The 22,051-nt window shown below is 64.8% G+C and carries 18 protein-coding genes; 11 read left to right on the top strand and 7 right to left on the bottom strand.

The window, feature by feature from the left end; translation table 11 throughout:
* Window positions 1–36 precede the first annotated feature (36 nt).
* Window positions 37–969, top strand: a complete 933-nt coding sequence (cysK, locus tag AC3IQ7_RS27180) for a cysteine synthase A (RefSeq protein ID WP_099376388.1) — start codon at window positions 37–39, stop codon at window positions 967–969.
* On the opposite strand, the gene AC3IQ7_RS27175 is transcribed toward cysK, so the two are convergent.
* Window positions 930–2,228: an SGNH/GDSL hydrolase family protein gene (locus tag AC3IQ7_RS27175; protein ID WP_489207830.1), complete on the bottom strand. Its 1,299-nt coding sequence runs from the start codon at window positions 2,226–2,228 to the stop codon at window positions 930–932. The two genes, cysK and AC3IQ7_RS27175, sit on opposite strands and share 40 nt — an antisense overlap.
* 99 nt (window positions 2,229–2,327) lie before the next feature.
* Between AC3IQ7_RS27175 and AC3IQ7_RS27170 the strand changes: the two genes are divergently transcribed.
* The gene (locus AC3IQ7_RS27170; protein WP_099376390.1) at window positions 2,328–3,233 is read left to right on the top strand and encodes a LysR family transcriptional regulator; all 906 of its coding nucleotides are present in this window, start codon (window positions 2,328–2,330) and stop codon (window positions 3,231–3,233) included.
* Window positions 3,234–3,322: 89 nt separating this feature from the next.
* Window positions 3,323–3,724, top strand: coding sequence for a ribosomal maturation YjgA family protein (locus AC3IQ7_RS27165; protein WP_099376391.1), 402 nt, complete (start codon window positions 3,323–3,325; stop codon window positions 3,722–3,724).
* Window positions 3,725–3,730: 6 nt separating this feature from the next.
* Here the strand turns inward: AC3IQ7_RS27165 and AC3IQ7_RS27160 are convergent, their stop codons facing one another.
* From AC3IQ7_RS27160 to AC3IQ7_RS27150, 3 genes are all read right to left on the bottom strand, one after another.
* Window positions 3,731–6,550: a M16 family metallopeptidase gene (locus AC3IQ7_RS27160; RefSeq protein ID WP_489207828.1), complete on the bottom strand. Its 2,820-nt coding sequence runs from the start codon at window positions 6,548–6,550 to the stop codon at window positions 3,731–3,733.
* A gap of 77 nt (window positions 6,551–6,627) precedes the next feature.
* Window positions 6,628–6,969 (bottom strand): hypothetical protein, encoded by a 342-nt coding sequence (locus AC3IQ7_RS27155; RefSeq protein WP_199534209.1) that lies wholly within the window; start codon window positions 6,967–6,969, stop codon window positions 6,628–6,630.
* Entirely contained in the window at window positions 6,970–7,698 is a 729-nt protein-coding gene (locus tag AC3IQ7_RS27150) for a P-loop NTPase family protein (protein ID WP_322426011.1), read from the bottom strand.
* A gap of 212 nt (window positions 7,699–7,910) precedes the next feature.
* Here AC3IQ7_RS27150 and AC3IQ7_RS27145 point away from each other — a divergent pair, with 212 nt between their 5' ends.
* Window positions 7,911–9,683, top strand: coding sequence for a GGDEF domain-containing protein (locus AC3IQ7_RS27145; RefSeq protein WP_233515985.1), 1,773 nt, complete (start codon window positions 7,911–7,913; stop codon window positions 9,681–9,683).
* Here AC3IQ7_RS27145 and AC3IQ7_RS27140 read toward each other — a convergent pair.
* Window positions 9,673–10,155, bottom strand: a complete 483-nt coding sequence (locus AC3IQ7_RS27140; RefSeq protein ID WP_489207827.1) for a CinA family protein — start codon at window positions 10,153–10,155, stop codon at window positions 9,673–9,675. The genes AC3IQ7_RS27145 and AC3IQ7_RS27140 overlap by 11 nt on opposite strands.
* Before the next feature lie 224 nt (window positions 10,156–10,379).
* On the opposite strand from AC3IQ7_RS27140, the gene AC3IQ7_RS27135 reads away from it, so the two are divergent.
* The 3 genes from AC3IQ7_RS27135 to AC3IQ7_RS27125 are packed head-to-tail and all read left to right on the top strand — an operon-like array spanning window position 10,380 to window position 15,613.
* Complete coding sequence (locus AC3IQ7_RS27135) at window positions 10,380–10,997, top strand: TOL_0243 family YfiR-like periplasmic protein (protein WP_158301069.1); 618 nt, start codon at window positions 10,380–10,382, stop codon at window positions 10,995–10,997.
* On the top strand, window positions 10,998–13,028 hold the full coding sequence (locus AC3IQ7_RS27130; protein WP_278317131.1) for a sensor histidine kinase, YfiR-like protein-associated: 2,031 nt from the start codon (window positions 10,998–11,000) through the stop codon (window positions 13,026–13,028).
* The gene (locus AC3IQ7_RS27125; protein ID WP_322426015.1) at window positions 13,025–15,613 is read left to right on the top strand and encodes an EAL domain-containing protein; all 2,589 of its coding nucleotides are present in this window, start codon (window positions 13,025–13,027) and stop codon (window positions 15,611–15,613) included. Before AC3IQ7_RS27130 ends, AC3IQ7_RS27125 begins: the two co-directional genes overlap by 4 nt.
* Before the next feature lies 1 nt (window position 15,614).
* On the opposite strand, the gene thiL is transcribed toward AC3IQ7_RS27125, so the two are convergent.
* On the bottom strand, window positions 15,615–16,595 hold the full coding sequence (gene thiL, locus AC3IQ7_RS27120; protein WP_489207826.1) for a thiamine-phosphate kinase: 981 nt from the start codon (window positions 16,593–16,595) through the stop codon (window positions 15,615–15,617).
* 89 nt (window positions 16,596–16,684) lie between these two features.
* On the opposite strand from thiL, the gene AC3IQ7_RS27115 reads away from it, so the two are divergent.
* Window positions 16,685–17,290 carry a hypothetical protein gene (locus AC3IQ7_RS27115; RefSeq protein ID WP_489207825.1) on the top strand — a complete coding sequence of 202 codons (606 nt, stop codon included), beginning with the start codon at window positions 16,685–16,687 and terminating at the stop codon, window positions 17,288–17,290.
* Here AC3IQ7_RS27115 and AC3IQ7_RS27110 read toward each other — a convergent pair.
* Window positions 17,287–17,808, bottom strand: coding sequence for a MarR family winged helix-turn-helix transcriptional regulator (locus tag AC3IQ7_RS27110; protein ID WP_489207824.1), 522 nt, complete (start codon window positions 17,806–17,808; stop codon window positions 17,287–17,289). The two genes, AC3IQ7_RS27115 and AC3IQ7_RS27110, sit on opposite strands and share 4 nt — an antisense overlap.
* 120 nt (window positions 17,809–17,928) lie before the next feature.
* On the opposite strand from AC3IQ7_RS27110, the gene AC3IQ7_RS27105 reads away from it, so the two are divergent.
* From AC3IQ7_RS27105 to AC3IQ7_RS27095, 3 genes are all read left to right on the top strand, one after another.
* Window positions 17,929–19,134: an MFS transporter gene (locus tag AC3IQ7_RS27105; protein WP_489207823.1), complete on the top strand. Its 1,206-nt coding sequence runs from the start codon at window positions 17,929–17,931 to the stop codon at window positions 19,132–19,134.
* A gap of 34 nt (window positions 19,135–19,168) precedes the next feature.
* Window positions 19,169–19,549, top strand: a complete 381-nt coding sequence (locus AC3IQ7_RS27100) for a hypothetical protein (protein WP_489207822.1) — start codon at window positions 19,169–19,171, stop codon at window positions 19,547–19,549.
* Window positions 19,550–19,723: 174 nt separating this feature from the next.
* A complete protein-coding gene (locus tag AC3IQ7_RS27095) occupies window positions 19,724–22,042 on the top strand; it encodes an NADP-dependent malic enzyme (protein WP_289913004.1) in 2,319 nt (772 codons plus the stop codon).
* Window positions 22,043–22,051 lie beyond the last annotated feature (9 nt).

Below are 22,051 nucleotides of genomic sequence, written 5' to 3'. Positions count from 1 at the left end.
AGACTGGGATTTTCTGATATAGCTGTGGAGACTCCCATGAACATCGCCAACGACGTCACTGAACTGATCGGCAACACGCCCCTGGTGCGCATCAACCGCATCGCCGCCGGCAGTGTGGCCACCATCCTGGCCAAACTCGAATTCTACAATCCCGCGCACAGCGTCAAGGACCGCATCGGCCTGTCCATGATCGTTGCGGCCGAGGCCGCCGGCAAGATCCATCCCGATACCGTCATCGTCGAGCCCACCAGCGGCAACACGGGCATCGCGCTGGCCATGGTGTGCGCCGCGCGCGGCTACCGCTGCACCCTCGTCATGCCCGACACCATGAGCCGCGAGCGGCGCATTCTGCTGCGCGCCTATGGCGCCGAGCTGGTGCTCACGCCGGGCAGCGAAGGCATGCTGGGCGCCATCCGCAAGGCCGAGGAACTGGTGGCGGCCGACCCGCGTTACCTGATGCTGCAGCAATTCAATAATCCCGCCAATCCCGCCATCCACCGCGCCACGACGGCCGAGGAAATCTGGCGCGATACGGATGGGCAAGTGGACATCGTCGTCGCCGGCGTGGGCACGGGGGGCACGATTACCGGCATCGGCGAAGTGCTGAAGGAGCGCAAGCCCGGCGTGCAAGTGATTGCCGTGGAACCGGAAGCGTCGCCGATGCTGTCGAAAGGCACCAAGGGACCGCACCCGATCCAGGGCATCGGCGCCGGTTTCGTGCCGCAGATCCTCAACACGACCATCTACGACGAAATCATCTGCGTCAAGAACGACGATGCGTTCGCCACGGCGCGCCTGGCCGCCAGCGACGAAGGCTTGTTGGTCGGCATCTCGTCGGGTGCCGCCCTGTGGGCCGCCCTGCAAGTGGCGCGCCGTCCGGAAAACGCGGGCAAGACCATCGTCACCATCATCCCGTCGTTTGGCGAACGCTACTTGAGCACGGCTTTGTACGCGGGCCTGGGCGACTGATCTTTACTGTTAAACAGTAGCGACAGGTCTATCCCTTCCGCCAGCGAGCGGTTGCCCGCGTCGCCCGGATGCAGGTGGTCGCCCGAGTCGTAGGCGGGCAGCAGGCGCAGCGGGTGGGCCGGGTCGCGAGCCCAGGCGTCGAAGTCGAGTACGGCGTCAAACAGGCCGCTGGCGCGTATCCACGCGTTCAGCTGCTGGCGCAGCGCATCTTTATCACGCTGATAATAGTCGCTCAGGGGCGTGCCGGGCAGGGCGCCTTCGAACGGCGTCAGGGTGGCAGCGATCACGCGCACGCCGCGGCTGCGGGCCTGCGCCACCAACTGGGCATAGCCGGCCGTTAATTCCTCCAGGGTGGGACGCTGTTGCTGTGGCGCAAACGCCGTGCCGGGCCAGCTGATGTCATTGATCCCCAACAAGACGATCACCGTGCGCACACCAGGCTGCGCCAGCACGTCGCGCTCGAAACGCGCCAGGGCGTTGTCTCCCATGCCGTCGGACAACAGTCGCCCACCGGAAATGCCCGCATTGATCACTGCCACGCCGTGCGGCGCCAGGCGTTCTGCCAGGAAATCGGGCCAGCGCGCATCCGTCCCCAGGCTGGCGCTGGCGCCATCGGTGATCGAGTCGCCGAGGATGGCCACTGCTTGCCCCGCCGCCGTCGCCTCCACCTGGATGGCCGTCAGTAAAAGGCGCGCCGTGGTGGTCTGCACGCCGGGCGCGTCATCAATGCGCGCGGCCCGCGTCTGGTCATGCGGCGCGATCCACGCCGTCTCGCGGCCATCCCAGTGAAACGTGGAAGTTGGACTGGCCTGTGGCAAATGGATGCTCACCGTCAGCCGCGCCAGGTCCGGCACGGACAGCTCGACGGGGTCGCTGACGAGCGGCGCGCCCGGCGCGACGCTGGCCGAGGGCTGGCCGGCAAAGGTCAGCGTGCGCAGGCTGCCGGGTTTGATGGTTGAACCGGACGCGGCCAGGGCCACGCTGGCCGCGCCGATGTGCAGCGGCACCTTGCCATACGCGTTCGACAGCACGATGCGCACGCGCGGGCCGCCCACGCTGAGGCGCGCCACCTGGCGCACGGTGTGCCCGTGCAGCACGGCGGGCACGTTGGGTGGGAAGAGGAAATCGCTGCCCCACACGGTTTGGGGGCTGGCCGTCCAGCTGGCCAGCCAGGCTTGAGGAGGTTCGGCCGCATGGGCGGAGGAAACACTCAGTGCCAGGCTCAGCAGGGCGGCGGGGAGGAGGGGAAATCGTTGCATGGCGGCTCGCTTCATCAAGGGAAATGTGCGCATGATGAAAGCAAAGCCATTTATGTACTAGACTATCTCATCGAAGAACATTTATGAGTTGAATTCACAATGGCCAGACTGGAAGTGAACCGTTCCGGCGAGCTGGAAGTGTTTGTGCGCGTGGTCGAGCTGGGCGGTTTTTCCGCCGCCGCGCGCGCCTGCGGCATGACGCCGTCGGCCGTCAGCAAGCTCGTTGCGCGGCTGGAAGAGCGCCTGGGCGCGCGATTGCTGAACCGTTCCACGCGCCAGCTGCAGCTGACGGCCGAAGGCTGCGGCCTGTACGAACGGGGGCGTCACGTGCTGGCGGCGCTGGACGAGGCCGAGCGCTGCGCCGGCATGCAGGATGTGTCGCGCGGCAAAATACGGGTCAATGCGAACGTGCCGTTCGGCCAGCATTTTTTGCTGCCGCTGGCGCCCCTGTTCCTGGAACGCTATCCCGAGGTGACGCTCGACATCGTGCTCACGGATGAAGTGGTCGATATCCTCGAGCAGCGCACGGACGTGGCCGTGCGGGCCGGTCCCCTGAAAAGCTCCAGCCTGCTGGCGCGCAAGCTGGGCCAGACGCGCATGGCGATCGTGGCGGCGCCAGCCTACCTGGCGCGGCGCGGCACGCCGCTGACGCCCGCCGAGCTGGCATCGCACAATCTGCTCGACGCCAATTACGCGCGCGCCCGCTCGGGCTGGCCGCTGCGCCTGCCTGACGGCGACGTTGTCGTGCCGGTTATTGGCAATGCGCAGGCCAGCGATGGCGAAGCCTTGCGGCAACTGGCGCTGGCGGGACTGGGGCTGGCGCGCCTGGCCGCCTTCCAGGTGCGCGCCGATATCGCGGCCGGCCGTTTGCAGACCGTGCTGGAAGAGTTCAACCCCGGTGACAGCGAGGAAGTGCATGCCGTCTTCGTGGGCCAAGGCGGGCATGTGCCGTTGCGCGTGCGCGTCTTTCTCGATTTCCTGGCGCAGAACGTCAAGTTGAACTGATGCATTAGGCTACAGGCGGACACGGCTGCGCAGTACAATATCGGACGGGCCGCAATGGTTCGGCCCGTATTGTGCCTTTGAATGGAAATATGTTCCTGGTAAAACCTGAACGCCGCCGCCTGCTGCAGGTGGGCGCAACCGTGGCTGTCATCGCGCTGGGCCTGGCCTCGCGCGCCTATCCCCAATTCGTCCCCGCCGCGCTCGGCAAGTATCCGGGCGACGCCCTGTGGGCCATGATGATCGTCTTTGCGCTGGGCATCGTTGCCACGCGCATGCGCACGTGGCAACTGGCCTTGTGGTCTCTGCTGATCTGCTTTGCCGTGGAATTCGGCCAGCTGATCCAGGCGCCGTGGCTCGTCGCGCTGCGCGCGCATCCGCTGGGGCACCTGGTGCTGGGCTCTGCCTTCGGCTGGGTCGACTTGCTCGCCTACACGGCGGGCGTGACGATCGCGGCGCTGGTGGATAAAGCGGCGCTGTTCAAGCGCCGCTAATCCTGATCACTTCACGTTGCCTTCAGCATCGCGCAATTCCACGGGCGCCAGTTTGAGCTTGCTCAATTGCGGGGCGATCTTCGCCTTGTCGCCCACGCCGATAACGATCAGCTTTTCCGGCTGCAAGTATTTTTTCGCCACCTGCTGCACTTGCTTGTCCGTCACGCTGGCAAAGCGCTGCGGCAAGGTCGTGTAATAGTCGAGGCCCAGGCCGTAGATGTACGCGTTCGCCATGCTGGCGCTGATGCTGGCGTTCGTGTCGAACTGGCCGGGCAAGGACAGCACTTGCGAGTTGCGTGCATTCGCCAATTCCTTGTTGCTCAAGGGCTTGGCGATCATGGCGCGGATTTCCCTGACGGTTTCCGACACGGCCGGGCCTGTCACATCGGTGCGCACGCTGGCGGCAATCGAGAACGGTCCAGGCTGGTTGCGGTACTGGAATTGCGAGCGCACGCCATACGTATACCCCTTTTCTTCGCGCAAGTTGGTGTTCAGGCGGCTGGTAAACAAGCCGCCCAGCGCCGCGTTCATCACTTGCAGCGGCGCGTAGTCGGGTGTGGCGCGCGGCACGGCGATGGTCGACAGGCGCACGGCCGTTTGCGGCGCGCCCGGCTTGTCGACCAGGATCAATTTTGCTTTCGTCGTCTGCGGCGCGGCGGCCACGGCCGGCGCCACCGTGCCTGGCTTCCAGCTGCCGAACTTCGCTTCGGCCAGCGCCTTCAGTTCCGCTTCGCCGATATCGCCCGAGACGATCAGCGCCGCATTATTCGGCAGATAATGCTGCTGCCAGAAACCTTGCAGATCGGCGCGGCTGGCCGCTTTCAGTGCTGCTTCCGTGCCCAGCTGGATGTAGCCATACGGATGCTGCGGGCCATACAGGGCCGCCGCTTCCACGCGGGCCGCCACCGCGCCCGCGTTTTCGCGCTGCTGTGCCAGCTGTCCGATGCGGCTGGCACGCTGGCGCTCGACTTCTTCTTGCGGGAATTGTGGGTGCAGCACCACGTCGGCCAGCACGTCCAGCGCTTGCGGGAAGGTGGCTTTGAGCGACGTCAGCTGGGCGAACGAGGCATCCGTGCCGGAGCCTGTGCTCAGCAGGGCACCCAGCTGCGCCACATCGTCGGCGATCTGCGGCGCCGTGCGCGTGGCCGTGCCTTCCTGCAGCAATTGCGCCGTAAAGCTCGACAAGCCCGGCTGCGCCAGCGGATTGGCGCCCGAGCCGCTCTTGATCACCAGCTGGCTGGAAACGAGCGGCACGGCCCCGTTGTAGTGGTGGATCACGGTCAAACCGTTCGCCAGGGTGAACGATTTTCCTTGCGGTAAAACAATCTTCGGTGCGGGACCGGCCTTCGGCACGGCATTGCGCCATGGCTCGTCGGCATTGATGGCCGTGCCTGGCGCAGGCTTGACTTTGCCAGGCGCCGGCGTCGGCACTTCCGCGCCCAGGTCCGGCTTGCCCGGCACGCCGTAGACGACGACGCGCGACTGGTTTTTCAGGTACGTGTCCACGGCGCGCTGCACGCCGGCTGCCGTCACCTGGCGGTAGCGCTCGATATCCTTGGCCAGGTAGCCGGGGTCGCCCACGTATTGGTTGTATTCGTTGAGCAAGTTGGCCACGCCGCGCCCGCCCATTTTTTCCACCTGGCTCAGCATGGTGGTCTCGATGCTGTTGCGCGCGCGTTCCAGTTCCTTCTCGGTGGGACCCTTGGCGCGCAATTGTTCCAGCTCCGACTGCAAGGCTTGCTCGATTTCCTCGGGCTGGTGGCCCGGGCGCGCCGTCGCGTCGATGGTGAAGATGGAGGTGAGGGCGTTCGATCCCTGGCTGGCGCCCACGTCCTGGGCGATCTGCTTGTCGTACACGAGCGATTTGTATAAACGGCTGGACTTGCCGCCGGCCAGGATGTGCGCGGCCATCGACAGTTCCGCGTCATCCTTGGTGTAGGCGGACGGCGTCAGCCAGGCCATGAAGACGCGCGGCAATTCGACCCGGTCCTGCACCACGATGCGGCGTTCCTGCGTGATGGGCGGCGTCACGACATCGGGTTTCGGCACGGCCGGGCCGCTCTTGAAGCTGCCGAAATATTTATTCACCAGCTCCTTGGTTTTCGCCTTGTCGATATCGCCCGCGATCACGAGGCTGGCGTTGTTGGGGCCATAGTATTTGCTGAAGAATTCCTTGATGTCGGCCAGTTTCGCGTTCTGGATATCCGCGTGCGAACCGATGACGCTGGCGTAATACGGGTGGGTCTTGGGAAACAGCTGGTGGTACAGCGCTTCCTGCACGATGCCGTAGGGCGCATTTTCCACGCTCTGGCGGCGCTCGTTGCGCACCACGTCCTGCTGGTTCGTCAGCGCCGTCTGGTCGAGCACGTCCAGCAGGTAGCCCATGCGGTCGGAATGCGTCCACAGGGCCAGTTCCAGCTGGTTCGACGGCACCGTGTCGAAATAATTGGTGCGGTCGAAATCCGTGCTGCCGTTCGAATCCGTGGCGCCCGCGCCTTCGAGCAACTGGTCGGCCATGCCGCGCGGCACGTGCTTGGTGGCGGCAAACATCATGTGCTCGAACAAATGCGCAAAGCCCGTCAGGCCCGGCGCTTCATTCGCGGGACCCACGTGGTACCAGATATTGACGGCCGTGACGGGCAATTTATGGTCTTCCACGAGAATCACGTCGAGGCCGTTCGGCAAGGTGTATTTTTCGTAGGCGATATGCGGCACGGACGTCGCGCCCGTCGCGACTGCCGCATCGGCGGCGTGGACGAGGGTGAGCGGGGCGCCGTACAGCGACAGCAGCAGGGCGGGGAGGGCCAGCAGTTTGATCGGTTTCATGCATGCTTCCAGGGTAGGTGGAGAAGACGCTGCGGCTCGCTCGTGGCTGGCGCAGCGCGACGATACTACGGTCGGTGCTACAGTTTATACAGCAGGGCCGCGCCGCCCAGCACCAGCAGCGCGCAGGCGACAGAGACGATGGCCGCGGCGCCCAGCAAGCGCCATTCGCGCGGAGAAAACCAAGGGGTGGACAGGGGCGCTTCCGGCGCAGGCTGGGGCATGGCCGCAGGCAAGCCGCCCGCCGCGCGCGCCTGGGCCGCCAGCGCCTGCGTGGCAGCATCGAGCACGGCCAGCTGGCGCTCGACTGTTTCCGCCAGCACGGCTTCGTTCAGCGCCACGAGGGCGAATATCGGGTCATCGACGTCGATCTTGATGCCCGTCTTGTCGAACACGTGGCTGCGCAGTTTGTGCTGGTCCATCTACCACTGCACCTTGTCGAGCTGTTCGAAGATGTCGCGGTAGACGACCTTGATGCGCTGCTTTTCCATGATGTTGAACTTGTCGTTCTGCAGCACTTCCTGCATCGTCAGGCGCGCCGTGTTCATTTTCTTGACGTCCGCGCCAAAGGTGTCGGGATTGCGCTGGCTCAAGGTGATGCTGCCTTTGACGCGCGCGCGGTTGTCGGCATACGACTGCGATTCGACGAACTGCTTGCCCGACGCCGATTGCAGCAGGCCGAAATGTTCGTTTTGCCACAGCACCAGCGGCACTGTCGTCGATTGGGCTGTCGCCACAAAACCCGTGGCCGTGTCGTGCAGGGTATCGCCGCCACCGACGATGGTGTGGATGTAGACCTTGCGGCCCGATTCTTCCAGCAGCGAGAAGCAGTCGTTTTCCAGCAGGTAGCCCATCAGCGGCGAAAACGTGTTCGCGCCATTGTCGACCACGCAGTTGCCGTCTTCTTCGAGGATATCGATCATCAGCGCGTCGAAGCGTTTCGGGTCGATGTTGCGCGCATCCGTCATCACGGGCACATGCTTGACGTTCATCGCCTTGTAGCGCGAGAACGTGGCGTTTTCCTGATCGGTGTCATAGCAGCGCAAAGGCGCGCCATCCTTGCCGCCTATCCACTGGGCCAGCAGGGTCGAGACGAGGGTCTTGCCGATGCCGCCCTTGCCCTGCAGGATGAAATGTACCGTGTTTTGCATTGCGACTACTCCAAGTTATTGCGTCAGTGACAATCAAAGATCCGTGACAGCGGCGCAGGCGCCCGGCCAGGCCACGACTGGCATTTTTACCACAATCCTTTGCAAATATGCCATGCGGAACAGCGAATCTGGTTATGATGTTAATCAGGATACCATTGATACAGAGCAAGTTTTGTGTGAAAAATCCACCCCAGAGTGTGAACGAGGACGCAGTGCCGATCTCCAGTCTCGATAAAGCCGACATTGACCGTCTGAATCAGCAAGCCCTGTCTTGCCTGGTCGGTAACCGCCGCCAGGCACGCCGGCTGGCGCAGATGGCGCTGGCGGCGGCGCAACGGCAACAGTATGCGCGTGGCGGCGCGTATGCGGAACTCAATCATTGCTGGCTGGCGTATTACGCGGGCGAGGCCGAACCGTCGTGCGAACGCCTGGGCGCGTATTTCCAGCACAGCGGCGACCTGGAAGGGGGCATGGAAGTGGCTGCCCTGCAGGGCGCGTATGCGAGCCGGCGCGGCGATTTTGCCGATGCCGAGCAGCATTTCCTGCAGGCGCGCAGCCAGGCCGCGCAGATACCCGATTCCTTGCACAAATTCATGCTGTACGCGCGCCTGGGCGTCGATGCCCTGAACCGTGGCGATACGCAGGACGGCCCGCGCAACTTTTTGCTGGCGCTCGACATTGCCGAGCGTTTCGGCAGCCCCGCGCACCGGGTCAACAGCCTGTCGAACCTGGCCTCGTCGCAGCATGACCTGGGCAACGATGAGGACGCGATTCCCCTGCTGGTCGAGGCGCTCGAGATCATCGGCACGCAAAAACTCAAATACCAGCAAACCATCGTCTCGGCCAACCTGGCCATGTGTTTATTAGCCACCGGCAAGCCGGCCGAGGCGCTGGCGCTGGTGGAGCCGTTTTACGAGTGGCCGGAAGAAGACCTGGCCGTGCGCGCCTTCCTGTTCTGCATCGCCGCCCACGCGGCCATCCTGCTGCGCCAGCCAGAGAGCGCCCTGCAATTGCTGTTGCGGGCCGAAGAATATGCGCGCCGGGGCCAGGACCTGGAAGAGCAGATGCATGCGTGGCTGGTGCGCGGCAAGCTGGACCTGCACGCGGGCCAGACGGCGCAGGCGCTGGCCTCGCTGACGCAGGCGCACAGCCTGCTGAGCTGGACGCGCAATCCGTTTCACCAGCAGCAGATTTTGCGCGGCTTGTCCGATATCAATGCCCAGCTGGGCGAATGGCAGGCCGCGTATGGTTTCCTGCAGCAATACCAGGCCGCCTACGAGGCCAGCAGCAAGTCGGCGCGCGCCTCGCGCAGCCTGATGCGCAACCTGGAAAAGGAAATGCACAGCTTGAAGGCCGAGCGCGACAAGGCGCTGGAACTGCAGGCGGCGCGCGAGACGGAAAACGCCAAGCTCGAGCACCTGAACCGCGAGCTGGCGCACCAGATCCTGCACGTCAATTCCCTGCAGGACAGCCTGAAGGAACAGGCCATGCGCGACCACCTGACGGGCCTGTACAACCGCCGCCATTTTGAAACGTGCCTCAATGCCATCCTGCACGAGGCCGATGCGGATGCGCCCGTGGCCATCGCCATCATCGACCTGGATTTTTTCAAGCGCGTCAACGATACCTACGGACACAACTTTGGCGATGAAGTGCTGATCCAGTTCGCGCGCCTGGTGGAAGGCCAGTTGCGCGGCAGCGACATGCTGTGCCGCTATGGCGGCGAGGAATTCTGCCTGCTGTTGCGCGAAGCCGACAGCCTCATCGCGGCGCACAAGATCGACGATATCGCCGCGCGCTACCGCCAGTTGCTGATCCAGCAGGCGCCGCACAGCTTGACGGGCTGCACCTTTTCGGCCGGCATCGCGGAATACCCGCGCCACGGCGCCGGCCGCCACGAATTGCTGATGCGCGCCGACAGCGCCCTGTATGCGGCCAAGCAGGCGGGCCGCGACCGCGCCTGCATCGCCGATGCTACTGGATAAAGCGCAGCAGTTCGCGCAGGGCGTGCGCCACGGCCTGCTCGCGCACGGCTTGCCGGTCGCCCGCAAACACCAGCCTCTGCGTCTGCACGCGCCCGTCCGTGGCCCAGCCGAAACAGACGGTGCCGACGGGCTTGCCCGGTACGCCGCCCGTGGGGCCGGCGATGCCCGTGGTCGAGACGGCCACCTGGGCTTCGCTGAGGGCCAGGGTGCCTTGCGCCATCGCGGCGGCCACTTCCTCGCTGACGGCGCCGTGTGCGGCGATCAGCGCGGCGGGCACGCCCAGCATGCCGGTCTTGGCCCCGTTGGAATAGGTGACGAAGCCCCGTTCGAACCAGGCGCTCGAGCCTGAAATATCCGTGACGGCTTGCGCCACGCCGCCGCCCGTGCACGATTCCGCCGTGGCCAGCAGCCAGCCCTTCGCCTGCAAGGCCAGGCCGACGGCGGTGGAGAGAGAGGCGAGTTCGTTGCTCATGGATGACTCCTGCATGCGGTGAAAATGGTGGCAAGACTGTAGCATGGTCAACGGTAAAAGAAACTTTCCCCGGTCACAGCGAAAATGCGTACACTCTTTTATACATTTGCTACCACTTCGGGCCGGCAGGCGCTCTGTCGCTGCGCCACCCAGGTGCGCATCGCTCGAACAGGCAAGCGGCATGGTGCCGCGCCTTCGGATTGCAATATCTTTACTCGGTTGTCATGGTAATTCTGAACTGGACCTGGTGGCGTCATCCTGGCCCCCTGCGCCGCCCCGCGCGCGGCGCTGGCCGCCGCTCTCTCCGCTTGGGCTGGTTATTGCTGCTTCTTGGCGTGCTGTGCGCCGATGCGCGGGCACAGGTGCCGGGGGAGCTGGAACGCCAGGTCAAGGCCGCGTATCTGTACAAGTTTGCCGGCTTTGTCGAATGGCCCGACGGCAGCTTTGCCCGGCCCGAATCTCCGCTGGTGATCGGCGTGGCGGGCGCCGATGCGCTGGCCGAGCAGCTCGAACAGAGCGTGGCCGGGCATAGCGTCAACGGCCGCGCCGTGCAGGTGAAAAAAGTGCGCCGTGGCGAAACGCTGGCCGGGCTGCACGTGCTGTACCTGGGCGCGCTGGAGAAACCGGCGCTGCAGGAGATGCTGGCCGCCAGCCGTGGCCTGGCGTTGTTGACGGTGTCCGATTCGGATGAGGTCTACGCGATGGGCAGCATGATCAATTTTGTAATGGCCGAAGACAAGGTCCGCTTCGACGTGGCCTTGAAACCCGTGGCGCAGGCGCATATCCGCATCAGCGCGCGCATGCTGCTGGCCGCCTACCGCGTGCAGACGGGAGGCGCCTAGATGATCAGACTGCGTTCCATCCGCCACAAGCTGATGTCGGTGGTCTTGCTGACGACCCTGGTGGCCCTCGTCATTTCGCTGGGCACCATCGTCGTCTATGACTTGCGCGCCTACCACCGCAACCTGGTGGCCGACATCAGTACCCAGGCCGAGCTGCTGGGGCACATGAGTTCGGCCGCGCTGGCCTTCGACGACGAACGCCTGGCGCTGGAAAACCTCAACCTGATGCGCATCCGCCCGCGCGTGACGGCCGGCGCCCTGTACAAGGCCGATGGCAGCCTGTTCGCCAGCTACCGCGCGAATGAGCGTGTGGGCGAGCTGCCGGCGAAGGTGGGCAAGGAAGGCGAAAACATCGCCGGCAGTTCGGTGGAGCTGTTCAAGCCCATCGTCGACAATGGCGAACTGCTGGGCACCGTGTATTTGCGCGCCGACTACGAGCTGGCCGGCCGCACGGCCGACTACCTGGCCATCGCCCTGGGCGTGACGGTACTGGCGCTGCTGGTGGCCTTGCTGCTGCTGCGCCGGCTCGATTTCGTCATCACGCAACCGATCCTCGATATCGCCGACGTGGCGCGCGAAGTGATTGAAACGGGCGACTATTCGCGCCGCGCGCGCAAGCTCAGCGTCGACGAAGTGGCGCAACTGGTCGATTCCTTCAACAAGATGCTGGCCGAGATCGAGCTGCGCACGCAGGCGCTGGAGCGCTCGAACGGCGAACTGGCGCGCGAAGGCGAGCAGCGCACTCAGGCGCAGCAGGAAGTCATGCGCCTGAACCAGGAGCTGGAAGTGCGCGTGCACGAGCGCACGGTGCAGCTGGAAATGACGAATGGCGAACTGGCCATGGCAATGGAAGAGGCGCGCAGCGCCAACTATGCCAAGTCGGCCTTCTTGTCTTCGATGAGCCATGAATTGCGCACGCCGCTCAACGCCATCCTGGGCTTCGCGCAAATCCTCAGTTCCGACCGCCTGCCGTCGACCCTGGAGCAAAAGAAGGAGTTCGCCGGGCATATCCTGAAATCGGGGCGCCATTTGTTGACATTGATCAATGAAATCCTCGACCTGGCCAAGGTGGAATCGGGCACCGTCAGCCTGTCGCTGGAACCCGTGGGCCTGGACGCCATCTTGCAGGAATGCCGTGACATGATCGCGCCGCTGGCCAGCCAGCGCGGCATCGGCATGGCCTTCCCCGATGCCTGCCCCCTGAACGTACTGGCCGACCGCACGCGCCTCAAGCAAATCCTGTTGAACCTGCTGTCGAATGCGCTCAAGTACAACCGCGAGCGGGGGCAGGTGGCCATCGATTGCGTGCCGCAAGCGGGCGGGCGGGTGCGCATCAGCGTGCGCGACACGGGCGTGGGCCTCGACGGCGAACAGGTGGCGCTGCTGTTCCAGCCCTTCAACCGGCTGGGGCAGGAAGGCGGCACGGAAGAAGGCAGCGGCATCGGCCTGGTGGTCACCAAGCGCCTGGTGGAGCTGATGGATGGCAGCATCGGCGTTTCCAGCGCGCCCGGCGAGGGCAGCACCTTCTGGATCGAGCTGCGCGTGGTCGATGCCTTGCCCGCACCCGCCACGCTGGCCTTGCCGCGGCCGGACCTGGCCGGCGCGCTGCTCGAGCACAGCGCGCCCGTGACCTTGCTGTACGTGGAAGACAATCCCGCCAACTTGACCCTGGTCGAGGAAATCGTGCGCTACTGCCCGCAATTGCAGCTGCTGACGGCCACGGATGGTCGCCTGGGCGTGGAAATGGCGCGTACACATTTGCCGCAGCTGATCCTGATGGACATCAACCTGCCGCACGTGAATGGCACGGACGCGCTGAAACTGCTGCGTGCCGATCCGCGCACGGCGCACATTCCCGTCATCGCCCTGACGGCCAACGCCATGCCGGGCGACGTCGAGCGCAGCCTGGCGCTGGGCTTCTACCGCTATCTGACCAAGCCGATCAACCTCGATGAATTTACCGAGGCGATCAACAGCACCCTGGCCTACGTGGCGCAGCAGCGCCGGCAGAAGGGAACAGGCGCGCCATGATCAGCCAGGCCGATATCTATGCGGCGAAAATTCTCATCGTCGACGACCAGGAAGTCAATTTGCGCCTGCTCGAGCATTTGCTGCAAAGCGGCGGCTACACGGCCATCAGCAGCACCCTCGACGCGCACGCCGTGGCCGGCCTGCACCAGCGCCAGCAGTTCGACCTGATCATCCTCGACCTGGTGATGCCTGGCATGAGCGGCTACGACGTGATGGATGCCTTGCGCCCGCTGGAACTGGAAGGCTATCTGCCCGTGCTGGTGATCGCCGCCGACCCGGACGCCAAGCTGGCGGCGCTGGAAGCGGGCGCGCGCGACTTCATCAGCAAGCCGTTTGACGCGCTTGAAGTGCTCACGCGCATCCGCAACATGCTCGAAGTGCGGTTGCTGCACCGCGCCGCGCGCCACTACAACACCTTGCTCGAACGCACGGTGGGCCAGCGCACGGCGGAACTGCAGCGCTTTCGCGGCGCCATGGACGCCACCACCGACGCCATCTTCCTCGTCGACGTGCTGGGCATGACCCTGGTCGACGTCAATGACGGCGCGTGCCGTTTGCTCGGCTATGCGCGCGCCGAATTGCTGGCGCTGGCGCCCGGCACCCTGCTGCCGTCACCGCCGGCCCCGCCCCTGGCCGCGCTGCCAGGCGGCCCGGCCCACCTGGCCACGGAAGTGACGGAATGCGAACTGGTGCGGCGCGACCTGAGCCTGGTGCCCGTGGAACTGGGCTGGCACTGGTATGCGCAGGCGCCCGTGGCGGGCGGCTATCCTGGCACCCCTGGCGCGGGCGGCCTGCTGCTGATCGCCGTGGCGCGCGACATCAGCGAACGGCGCCAGGCGCAGGAGCGCCTCAAGCACCTGGCCCATTACGATGGTTTGACAGGGCTGCCGAACCGCAGCCTGTTTTACCAGACGCTGGCCCAGGCCGTCGAACTGGCGCAAGAGAAAAGCTGGCGCATCGTGGTGCTGTTCATCGCGCTCGACCGTTTTAAAAGCATCAATGACACCTTGGGCGCGGCGCTGGGCGACGAATTGCTGCGCCAGTTCAGCAACCGCCTGGTCGAATGCGTGCGCCTGCGTGACACGGTGGGGCGCCTGGGCAACGACGAATTCGCGTTGATTCTGACCATGAGCCGCAACCAGCAGGAAGCCGTGGCGGTCGCCAACCAGGTGCGCGAAGCCTTGCGCGCGCCGTTCGATTTGCGCGGCCATGCGGCCACCCTGACGGCCAGCATCGGTATCGCCATGTATCCGGACGACGCCACCGACCCGGAAACCCTGATCAAATACGCGAATACGGCCATGGGCGGCGCCAAGCAGGCGGGCCGCGACGGCTACCGCTTTTTCACGGCCGGCATGAACGTGCAGGTGCTGGCGCGCCTGGACCTGGAACTGGCGCTGCGCCATGCGCTCGAACACGATCAGTTCATCCTGTACTACCAGCCGAAGGTGGATTTGCGCACGGGGCGTATCAGCGGCGTGGAAGCGCTGCTGCGCTGGCGCCGTCCCGGCTACGGCCTGGTGGCGCCGGCCGAATTCGTGCCCGTGCTGGAAGACACGGGCCTGATCGTGCGCGTGGGCGCCTGGGTGATCCAGGCTGCCTGCCGCCAGATCGCCGAGTGGCGCGACAGCGAAGTGGGACCAGTGCACGTGGCCGTGAACGTGTCGAGCCGCCAGTTTGCCGAAGGCGACCTGGAAGGCGAAGTGACGCGCGCGCTGGCGCAGTATGGCGTGGCGCCGGAATTGCTGGAACTGGAACTGACGGAAACGGCGCTGATGTCGAATGCCGAGCGCACCATTGTCGTACTGGGCAAACTGAAGAAAATCGGCGTGAAGGTGGCCATCGACGATTTCGGCACCGGCTACTCGAGCCTCGCGTATCTGCAGCGCTTCCCCATCGACAAGCTGAAAATCGACATCGCCTTCGTGCGCAACATCACCAGCAACCCGAACGACGCGGCCATCGCGCTGGCCATCGTCAGCATGGCGCACAGTCTGAAACTGAGCGTGGTGGCCGAGGGCGTGGAATCGCGCCCGCAGCTGGAATACCTGCGGCGCAACCGCTGCGACGAGATCCAGGGCTTCTATTTCAGCCGCGCCCTGCCGGCGCTGGAACTGGGGCAGATGATCGTCGCCGGCGCCGGCCTGCCGCCCGGCCACGACCCGGCCGCCCAGCCGGCGCAAACCCTGCTCATCGTCGACGACGACGTCAACGTGCTGTCGTCATTGCACCGGCTGTTCCGTCCCGAGGGCTACCAGATCCTCACGGCCAGCACGCCAGCCGAAGGGTTTGAAATGCTGGCCCTGCACCGGGTCCACGTGATCGTCTGCGACCAGCGCATGCCCAGCATGAGCGGCACGGAATTTCTCAGTAAAGTAAAAGAGCTGTACCCGGAAACCATCCGCATCATCCTGTCCGGCTACACGGGCCTGGAAGCCGTGCTCGACTCGATCAACCGGGGCGCCATCTACCGTTTTTATACGAAGCCGTGGGATGATACCCAGCTGCGCGACAATATCCGCCTGGCCTTCCAGCACTACTGGATGGTGAACCAGCCGGGGCTGGCGCGGGTGGCGGTGCGCTAGTTCAATCGCTGAAGTGGTCGAAAGAGCTCAAGGCCAGATCCAGCGGTTGCCCCTTCGCATCCACCAGCCGCAAGCCTGTGTGCGCCTCGATGCGCCCGACCCTGGTGACAGGCGTGCCGCAGCTGGCCGCCAGGGCGGCGATGGCGTCGCGCGAGGACGCTGGCGCCGTGAAGCACAGTTCATAGTCGTCGCCGCCGGCGGCCGTGTAGCGGCGGCGCAGGGCGGTGTCTTGCCGTGCCAGCACGGGGCCGGCCGGCAGGGCGTCGACGTCGAGTGTGGCACCCACCTGCGACGCTTTCAATATGTGACCGAGGTCGCCCACCAGGCCGTCCGAAATGTCGATGGCCGCATGCGCGAGGCCTGCTTCCGCCAATGAGCAACCGAGCGCCACGCGCGGCGTCGGCGTGTGCATGCGCGCGCTTGCCGTCAGCAGGTCGGCGGGTGCCAGCTCTTGTTCCATGCGGTAGCCGGCCAGCGCCAGGCGCGCGTCGCCCAAGGTGCCGCTGACCCAGATATCGTCGCCCGCCACGGCCGCGCTGCGGCGCAAGGCCTGGCCCGGCGCCAGTTCGCCAAACACCGTGATGCAGATATTCAAAGGCCCCTTGGTGGTGTCGCCGCCGATGAGTTCGCAATTAAACGCGTCGGCCAGCGCAAATAGGCCGTCGGCAAAGCCGGCCAGCCAGGCACGTTCGGCTTGCGGCAGCGCCAGGGCCAACGTGAATGCCACGGGGCGCGCGCCCATGGCGGCCAGGTCGGACAGGTTTACGGCCAGGCTTTTATGACCGAGCATGCGGGCGTTGGCGCCGGCAAAGAAGTGCCGGTCCTCGACCAGCATGTCCGAGGAGATGGCGATCTGCTTGCCGGCGCCGGGCGTGAGCAGCGCGCAATCGTCGCCGATGCCCAGGGTGGCGCGGCCGGGGCGCTGGCGCACGAAATATTGTTTGATCAGGTCGAATTCGGAAAGCGCGTCGTGTGGGGCCATGGCGTAGTCTGTGCGTTGAATGAGGGTGTGGCCCGGCTATTATAGGCTGGCCTACAATAGGCGCCTTTGCCACTGCCGATCCGCTTGCCATGCCCATCTCCGATATTCACATCCTGTTGCAATCCTGGCTCGATCATGGCTGGTTGCGCGACCCGCAAGCCGTCGGCCTGAGCACTTTCGAGGCGCAGGAGCTGGTGGCGCACGGCTTCTATCCCGTCAGCGACGTCGACCAGCTGTGCCTGTACGAGGACGAGCGCCTGTTCCGTCGCGCCGGCCGGCCCGTGCACGCATTGTTCAAGGCGTTTCTGCAGCGCGGCCGGCTGGTGGCGAATGGCCTGGGCCTCGGTGATCAGGTGCACCTGGCCGGCTTCCTGCGCGCGGCGCGGCAGCCCTTGCCGGCGTTTCGCGTGCTGCTCGAGCAGGGGGAGCGCAGCGGCGCCTTGCTGTTCGAGAATGGCCTGGTGCTGCAGTTTGCCGCCAACTTGCGCGGCAAGCCACGCCATTACTATCTGACCCTGGTCGAGGGCCACGTGGCCCATGCCCAGCTTCCCGACCGCGACAGCGATATCGACTTGCGCGCGGCCAGCGCGCGCCATGTCCAGGCCCTGTACGACAGCCGCGACCCTGCCGAACTGCAGCGCCTGGCCCGGCGCGGCAATGCGGCGCTGCGCGAGCTGGCGCACCTGCTTTCCTAAATTTTCTTCGCCTGCGCCATGCCGTGCAGCAGCTTGGCCAGCAACTGGTCGAGCTGGCGCTGCTCCTCCGAGTTCAAAGCCGAGAGCATGGCGCGCTCGTTCTCCACGTGCAGCAGCACCAGCTTTTCTATCAGTTCCAATCCCCTGGGTGTCAGGGCCACCAGCACGCCGCGCCGGTCCGTCGGGTGCTTCTGGCGTTCGATCCAGCCGGCCGTTTCCAGCCGGTCGATGCGGTTGGTCATGCCGCCCGAGGACAGCATGGCCGCTTCGTACAGGGCCGTCGGCGTCAAGCTGTAGGGCGCGCCCGAGCGGCGCAAGGTCGCCAGCACGTCGAATTCGCCCGGTTGCAAGCCGTGTTCGGCGAACAGCGGGTTGAGCCAGTCGCGCGCCATCAGCTGCGCCACCGTGCCCAATTGGCCCACCAGCTGCATGGCGCGCGTATCCATCTGCGGCAGCTCGCGCTGCCATTGTGCGGCGGCAAATTGCGCGCGCGTGTGTTCCTGCGGGGTCGTTGTCATGGGGATCCATTTATCTTGACACGAAGATAGATTTCTATCTTCGTGTTAAGATACTTTTCATCGAGTCATATTTGATGACGCATTAAACCATGTGCCTCCCAGCGAGGCAAGGACTATCCCATGCCATCCGCACGACCTGCCGCTACCCCTTCTTCTTCCGCTTCCTCGGCCCTGCTTGTGGTCGCCATCATCCTGCTGGGCTTGAACCTGCGGCCCATTCTGGCCGCCATCGGCCCCTTGCTCGACAGCATCCAGGCCAGCACGGGCCTCAGCAATGCCGACGCGGGCTTGCTGACCACCGTGCCCGTGTTTGCCATGGGTCTGTGCGCGCTGGCGGGCGCGCAGCTGCAGCGCCGGCTCGGCGTGGCGCGCGGCATCGGTATCGGCATCGCCATCATCGCCGCCGCCTGCGCGCTGCGCTGGCCCTTGCACGGCAGCGGCGGCCTGATCGCCACGGCGGCCCTGGGCGGCCTGGGCATCGCGCTGGTGCAGGCGTTGTTACCGGCCTTCATCAAGCGCCATTTCCCCGAGCGGGCCGGCCAGCTGATGGGCTTTTATACGACGGGCATCATGGGCGGCGCCGCCATTGCCGCCGCGTCCGCTTCACCGTTGGCGCAATCGCTGGGCTGGCAGGCGCTGCTGGCCCTGTGGGCGCTGCCCGCCGTGGCCGCCGCGCTGCTGTGGCGCCGCGCATCGGCTGCGCGCGTGGACGTGTCCGGCGGCGCGGGCGCCAGCCTGCCAGTGGGCAGTGGCCGCGCCTGGCTGCTGATGGTGTTTTTCGGTATTGGCACGGGCGCCTATACGCTGGTGCTGGCCTGGCTGCCGCCGTTTTATACGGAGCTGGGTTGGAGCGCGGCCGACAGCGGCTTGCTGCTCGGTGGCCTGACGCTGGTGGAAGTGCTGGCGGGACTGGTGATTTCCAGCGTCATCCACCGCTTTCCCGACCGCCGCATCCTGTTATTGTCGGTATTGCTGGCCGTGCTGGGCGGCCTGGCTTGCCTGATCGTGGCGCCCGTGCAACTGGCCATTCCTGCCGTGATATTGCTGGGCTGCGGTATCGGTTCGCTGTTCCCCTTGTCGCTGATCGTCAGCATGGACCACGTGCGTGACCCGGCCGGCGCCGGCGCGCTGCTGGGCTTTGTGCAAGGCGGCGGCTACATCATCGCCAGCAGCATGCCGTTCATCGCCGGCCTGATCCGCCAGCACTCGTCCAGCCTGGCCCAGGCGTGGATGGTGATGGCCGCTGGCGTCGTGCTGTTGCTGCTGATCGCCGTGCGCTTCGCGCCGGGAGCGCGGCTGGAGTCGCCGGCGGCAAAAATCGCGTAGGCTGTCGCCTTTTCCTTGATAGAAAGATGCCGCCATGGCTGACCATCCCGCCACGCCACCGTCCCTGCTGCCCGCCAACCGCCGCATCGTGCTGTCCGGCGAGGATGCGCTGCGCATCCTGCGCGAGATCGAATTCCTGCTGCAGTCGCTGCATCACATCGGCCGCCATTATTATCCCGACGGCGACGATGACGGCGCCGATGCCGAGCGTCGCGCGCAGTATTGCGCGGAAACGACGCGCTTCATCGATGCGCAGCAAGCGACGACCCGTCTGGCGCTGATGCGCAGCATTTTGTCCGCGCCGTTCGACAGCACCCTGGGCGCGGACGACATGGACGATATCGAGCGCGCCGTCGAAGCGCTGCCGCTATGGCGCGCCTCCGATGACCCATCACAAAAACTAATTGAAATCTAAAATTTGATAGTTTTTCCTGTTCAGGACGTTTGTGTCGCCGCACGGCTTTACAATGCTAGGTTATGCGTTTTCGTGATATCAGACTGTGGCTAGCGGAAAATACCTAGCTAATTGAAAGAATCGGTCTGATAAAATCCGGAACACCCGATCGACCAAACAGGAAGGCAGCACAGCATGGATTCGTCATCTGATAAAAAAGAAGAATTGCGTCAACAATTGCGCTTGGCCGCACTCGAGTATCACGAGTGCCCGCGCCCCGGCAAAATCAGCGTGACGCCGACCAAACAACTGACCAACCAGCGCGACCTGGCACTGGCCTACTCGCCAGGCGTGGCGGCACCGTGCGAAGAAATCGTCATCGATCCGGCGAATGCCTATAAATATACGGCGCGCGGCAACCTGGTGGCCGTCATCACCAACGGCACGGCCGTGCTGGGACTGGGCAACATCGGTCCGCTGGCCGCCAAGCCGGTGATGGAAGGCAAGGGCGTGCTGTTCAAGAAATTCGCCGGCATCGACGTCTTCGACATCGAAATCAACGAGATGGACCCGGACAAGCTGGTCGACATCATCGCTTCGCTGGAACCGACCTTCGGCGGCGTGAACCTGGAAGACATCAAGGCGCCCGAGTGCTTCTACATCGAACGCCAGCTGCGCGACCGCATGAAGATTCCCGTCTTCCATGACGACCAGCACGGCACCGCCATCATCGTCGGCGCGGCCATCCTGAACGGCCTGAAAGCCGTCGGCAAGAAAATCGAGGACTGCAAGCTGGTCGTGTCGGGCGCGGGCGCCGCGGCGCTGGCCTGCCTGGACCTGATCGTCGACCTGGGCTTCCCGCTGAAAAATATCTACGTCACCGACCTGGCCGGCGTCGTCTACAAGGGCCGCACGGAACTGATGGACCCGGACAAGGAACGCTTCGCGCAAGACACGCCGCTGCGCACCCTGGCCGAGATCATCCCGGACGCCGACATTTTCCTCGGCGTTTCCGCCGGCGGCGTGCTGAAACAGGACATGGTGCGCAAGATGGCGCCGAACCCATTGATCCTGGCGCTGGCCAATCCGAATCCGGAAATCCTGCCGGAAGAAGTCAAGGCCGTGCGCAGCGACGCCATCATCGCCACGGGCCGTTCGGACTATCCGAACCAGGTCAACAACGTGCTGTGCTTCCCGTACATCTTCCGCGGCGCCCTCGATTGCGGCGCCACGACGATCACGCGCGAAATGGAAATCGCCGTCGTACACGCGATCGCCGACCTGGCGCATGCCGAGCAGTCGGATATCGTGGCCACCACGTATGGCATCAGCAACCTGTCGTTCGGTCCTGAATACCTGATCCCGATGCCGTTCGATCCGCGCTTGCTGATCAAGATCGCGCCGGCAGTCGCCAAGGCGGCCGAGGATTCCGGCGTCGCCACGCGTCCGATCAAGGATCTGCAAGCGTACGCGGACAGCCTGCAGCAATTCGTCTACCGCAGCGGCACCTTCATGAAGCCGCTGTTCCTGATGGCCAAATCCACGCCGGCCGAACTCAAACGCATCGTCTACGCCGAAGGCGAAGAAGAGCGCGTGCTGCGCGCCGTGCAAGTGGTGGTCGATGAAAAACTGGCGCGTCCCATCCTGGTCGGCCGTCCACCGGTGCTCGAAGCGCGCATCCAGAAGTTCGGCCTGCGCCTGAAGCAAGGCGTCGACTTCGACGTCATCAACCCGGACTTCGACGAGCGCTATCGCGATTACTGGAATACGTACTACGCCATGACCAGCCGCAAAGGCGTCACCGAGGAATACGCTAAACTGGAAATGCGCCGCCGCCACACCCTGATCGGCTCGATGATGATCCACAAGGGCGACGCCGACGGCATGATCTGCGGCACCTTCGGCACCACCCAGTTGCACCTGAAATACATCGACCAGGTGCTGGGCAAGCGCGCCGGCAGCAATGTGTATGCGGCCATGAACGTGCTGATCATGCCGGAGCGTCAATTGGTGATGGTCGACACGCACGTCAATGAAAACCCGGACGCCGATCAGTTGGCCGAGATCACCATCATGGCCGCCGAAGAAATGACCCGTTTCGGCCTGTCGCCGCGCGCGGCCCTGCTGTCGCACTCGAACTTCGGTTCCAGCGACAGCGCTTCGGCGCAAAAGATGCGCGCCGCCCTGGCCATCATCAAGGAACGCGCGCCGGACCTGGAAATCGACGGCGAAATGCACGGCGATACGGCCCTCGACAGCAAGCTGCGTCAGAAAATCATGCCCAATTCGGCACTGAAGAATGACGCCAACCTGCTCGTCATGCCGAATATCGAGTCGGCCAACATCGCCTACAACCTGGTGAAGACGGCGGCAGGCAACGGCATCGCCGTGGGCCCGATCCTGCTCGGCTGCGCCAAGCCCGTGCACATTCTGACGCCATCGGCCACCGTGCGCCGTATCGTCAACATGACGGCGCTGTGCGTGGTCGACGCAGTGGCTCAGCGTAAAGTCTAAGCCTTAGCT

The organism is Janthinobacterium sp. GL_088 (assembly GCF_057837845.1).
Note: the sequence above shows the minus strand (reverse complement) of the source record. Positions and strands in the feature narration are given on the sequence as shown.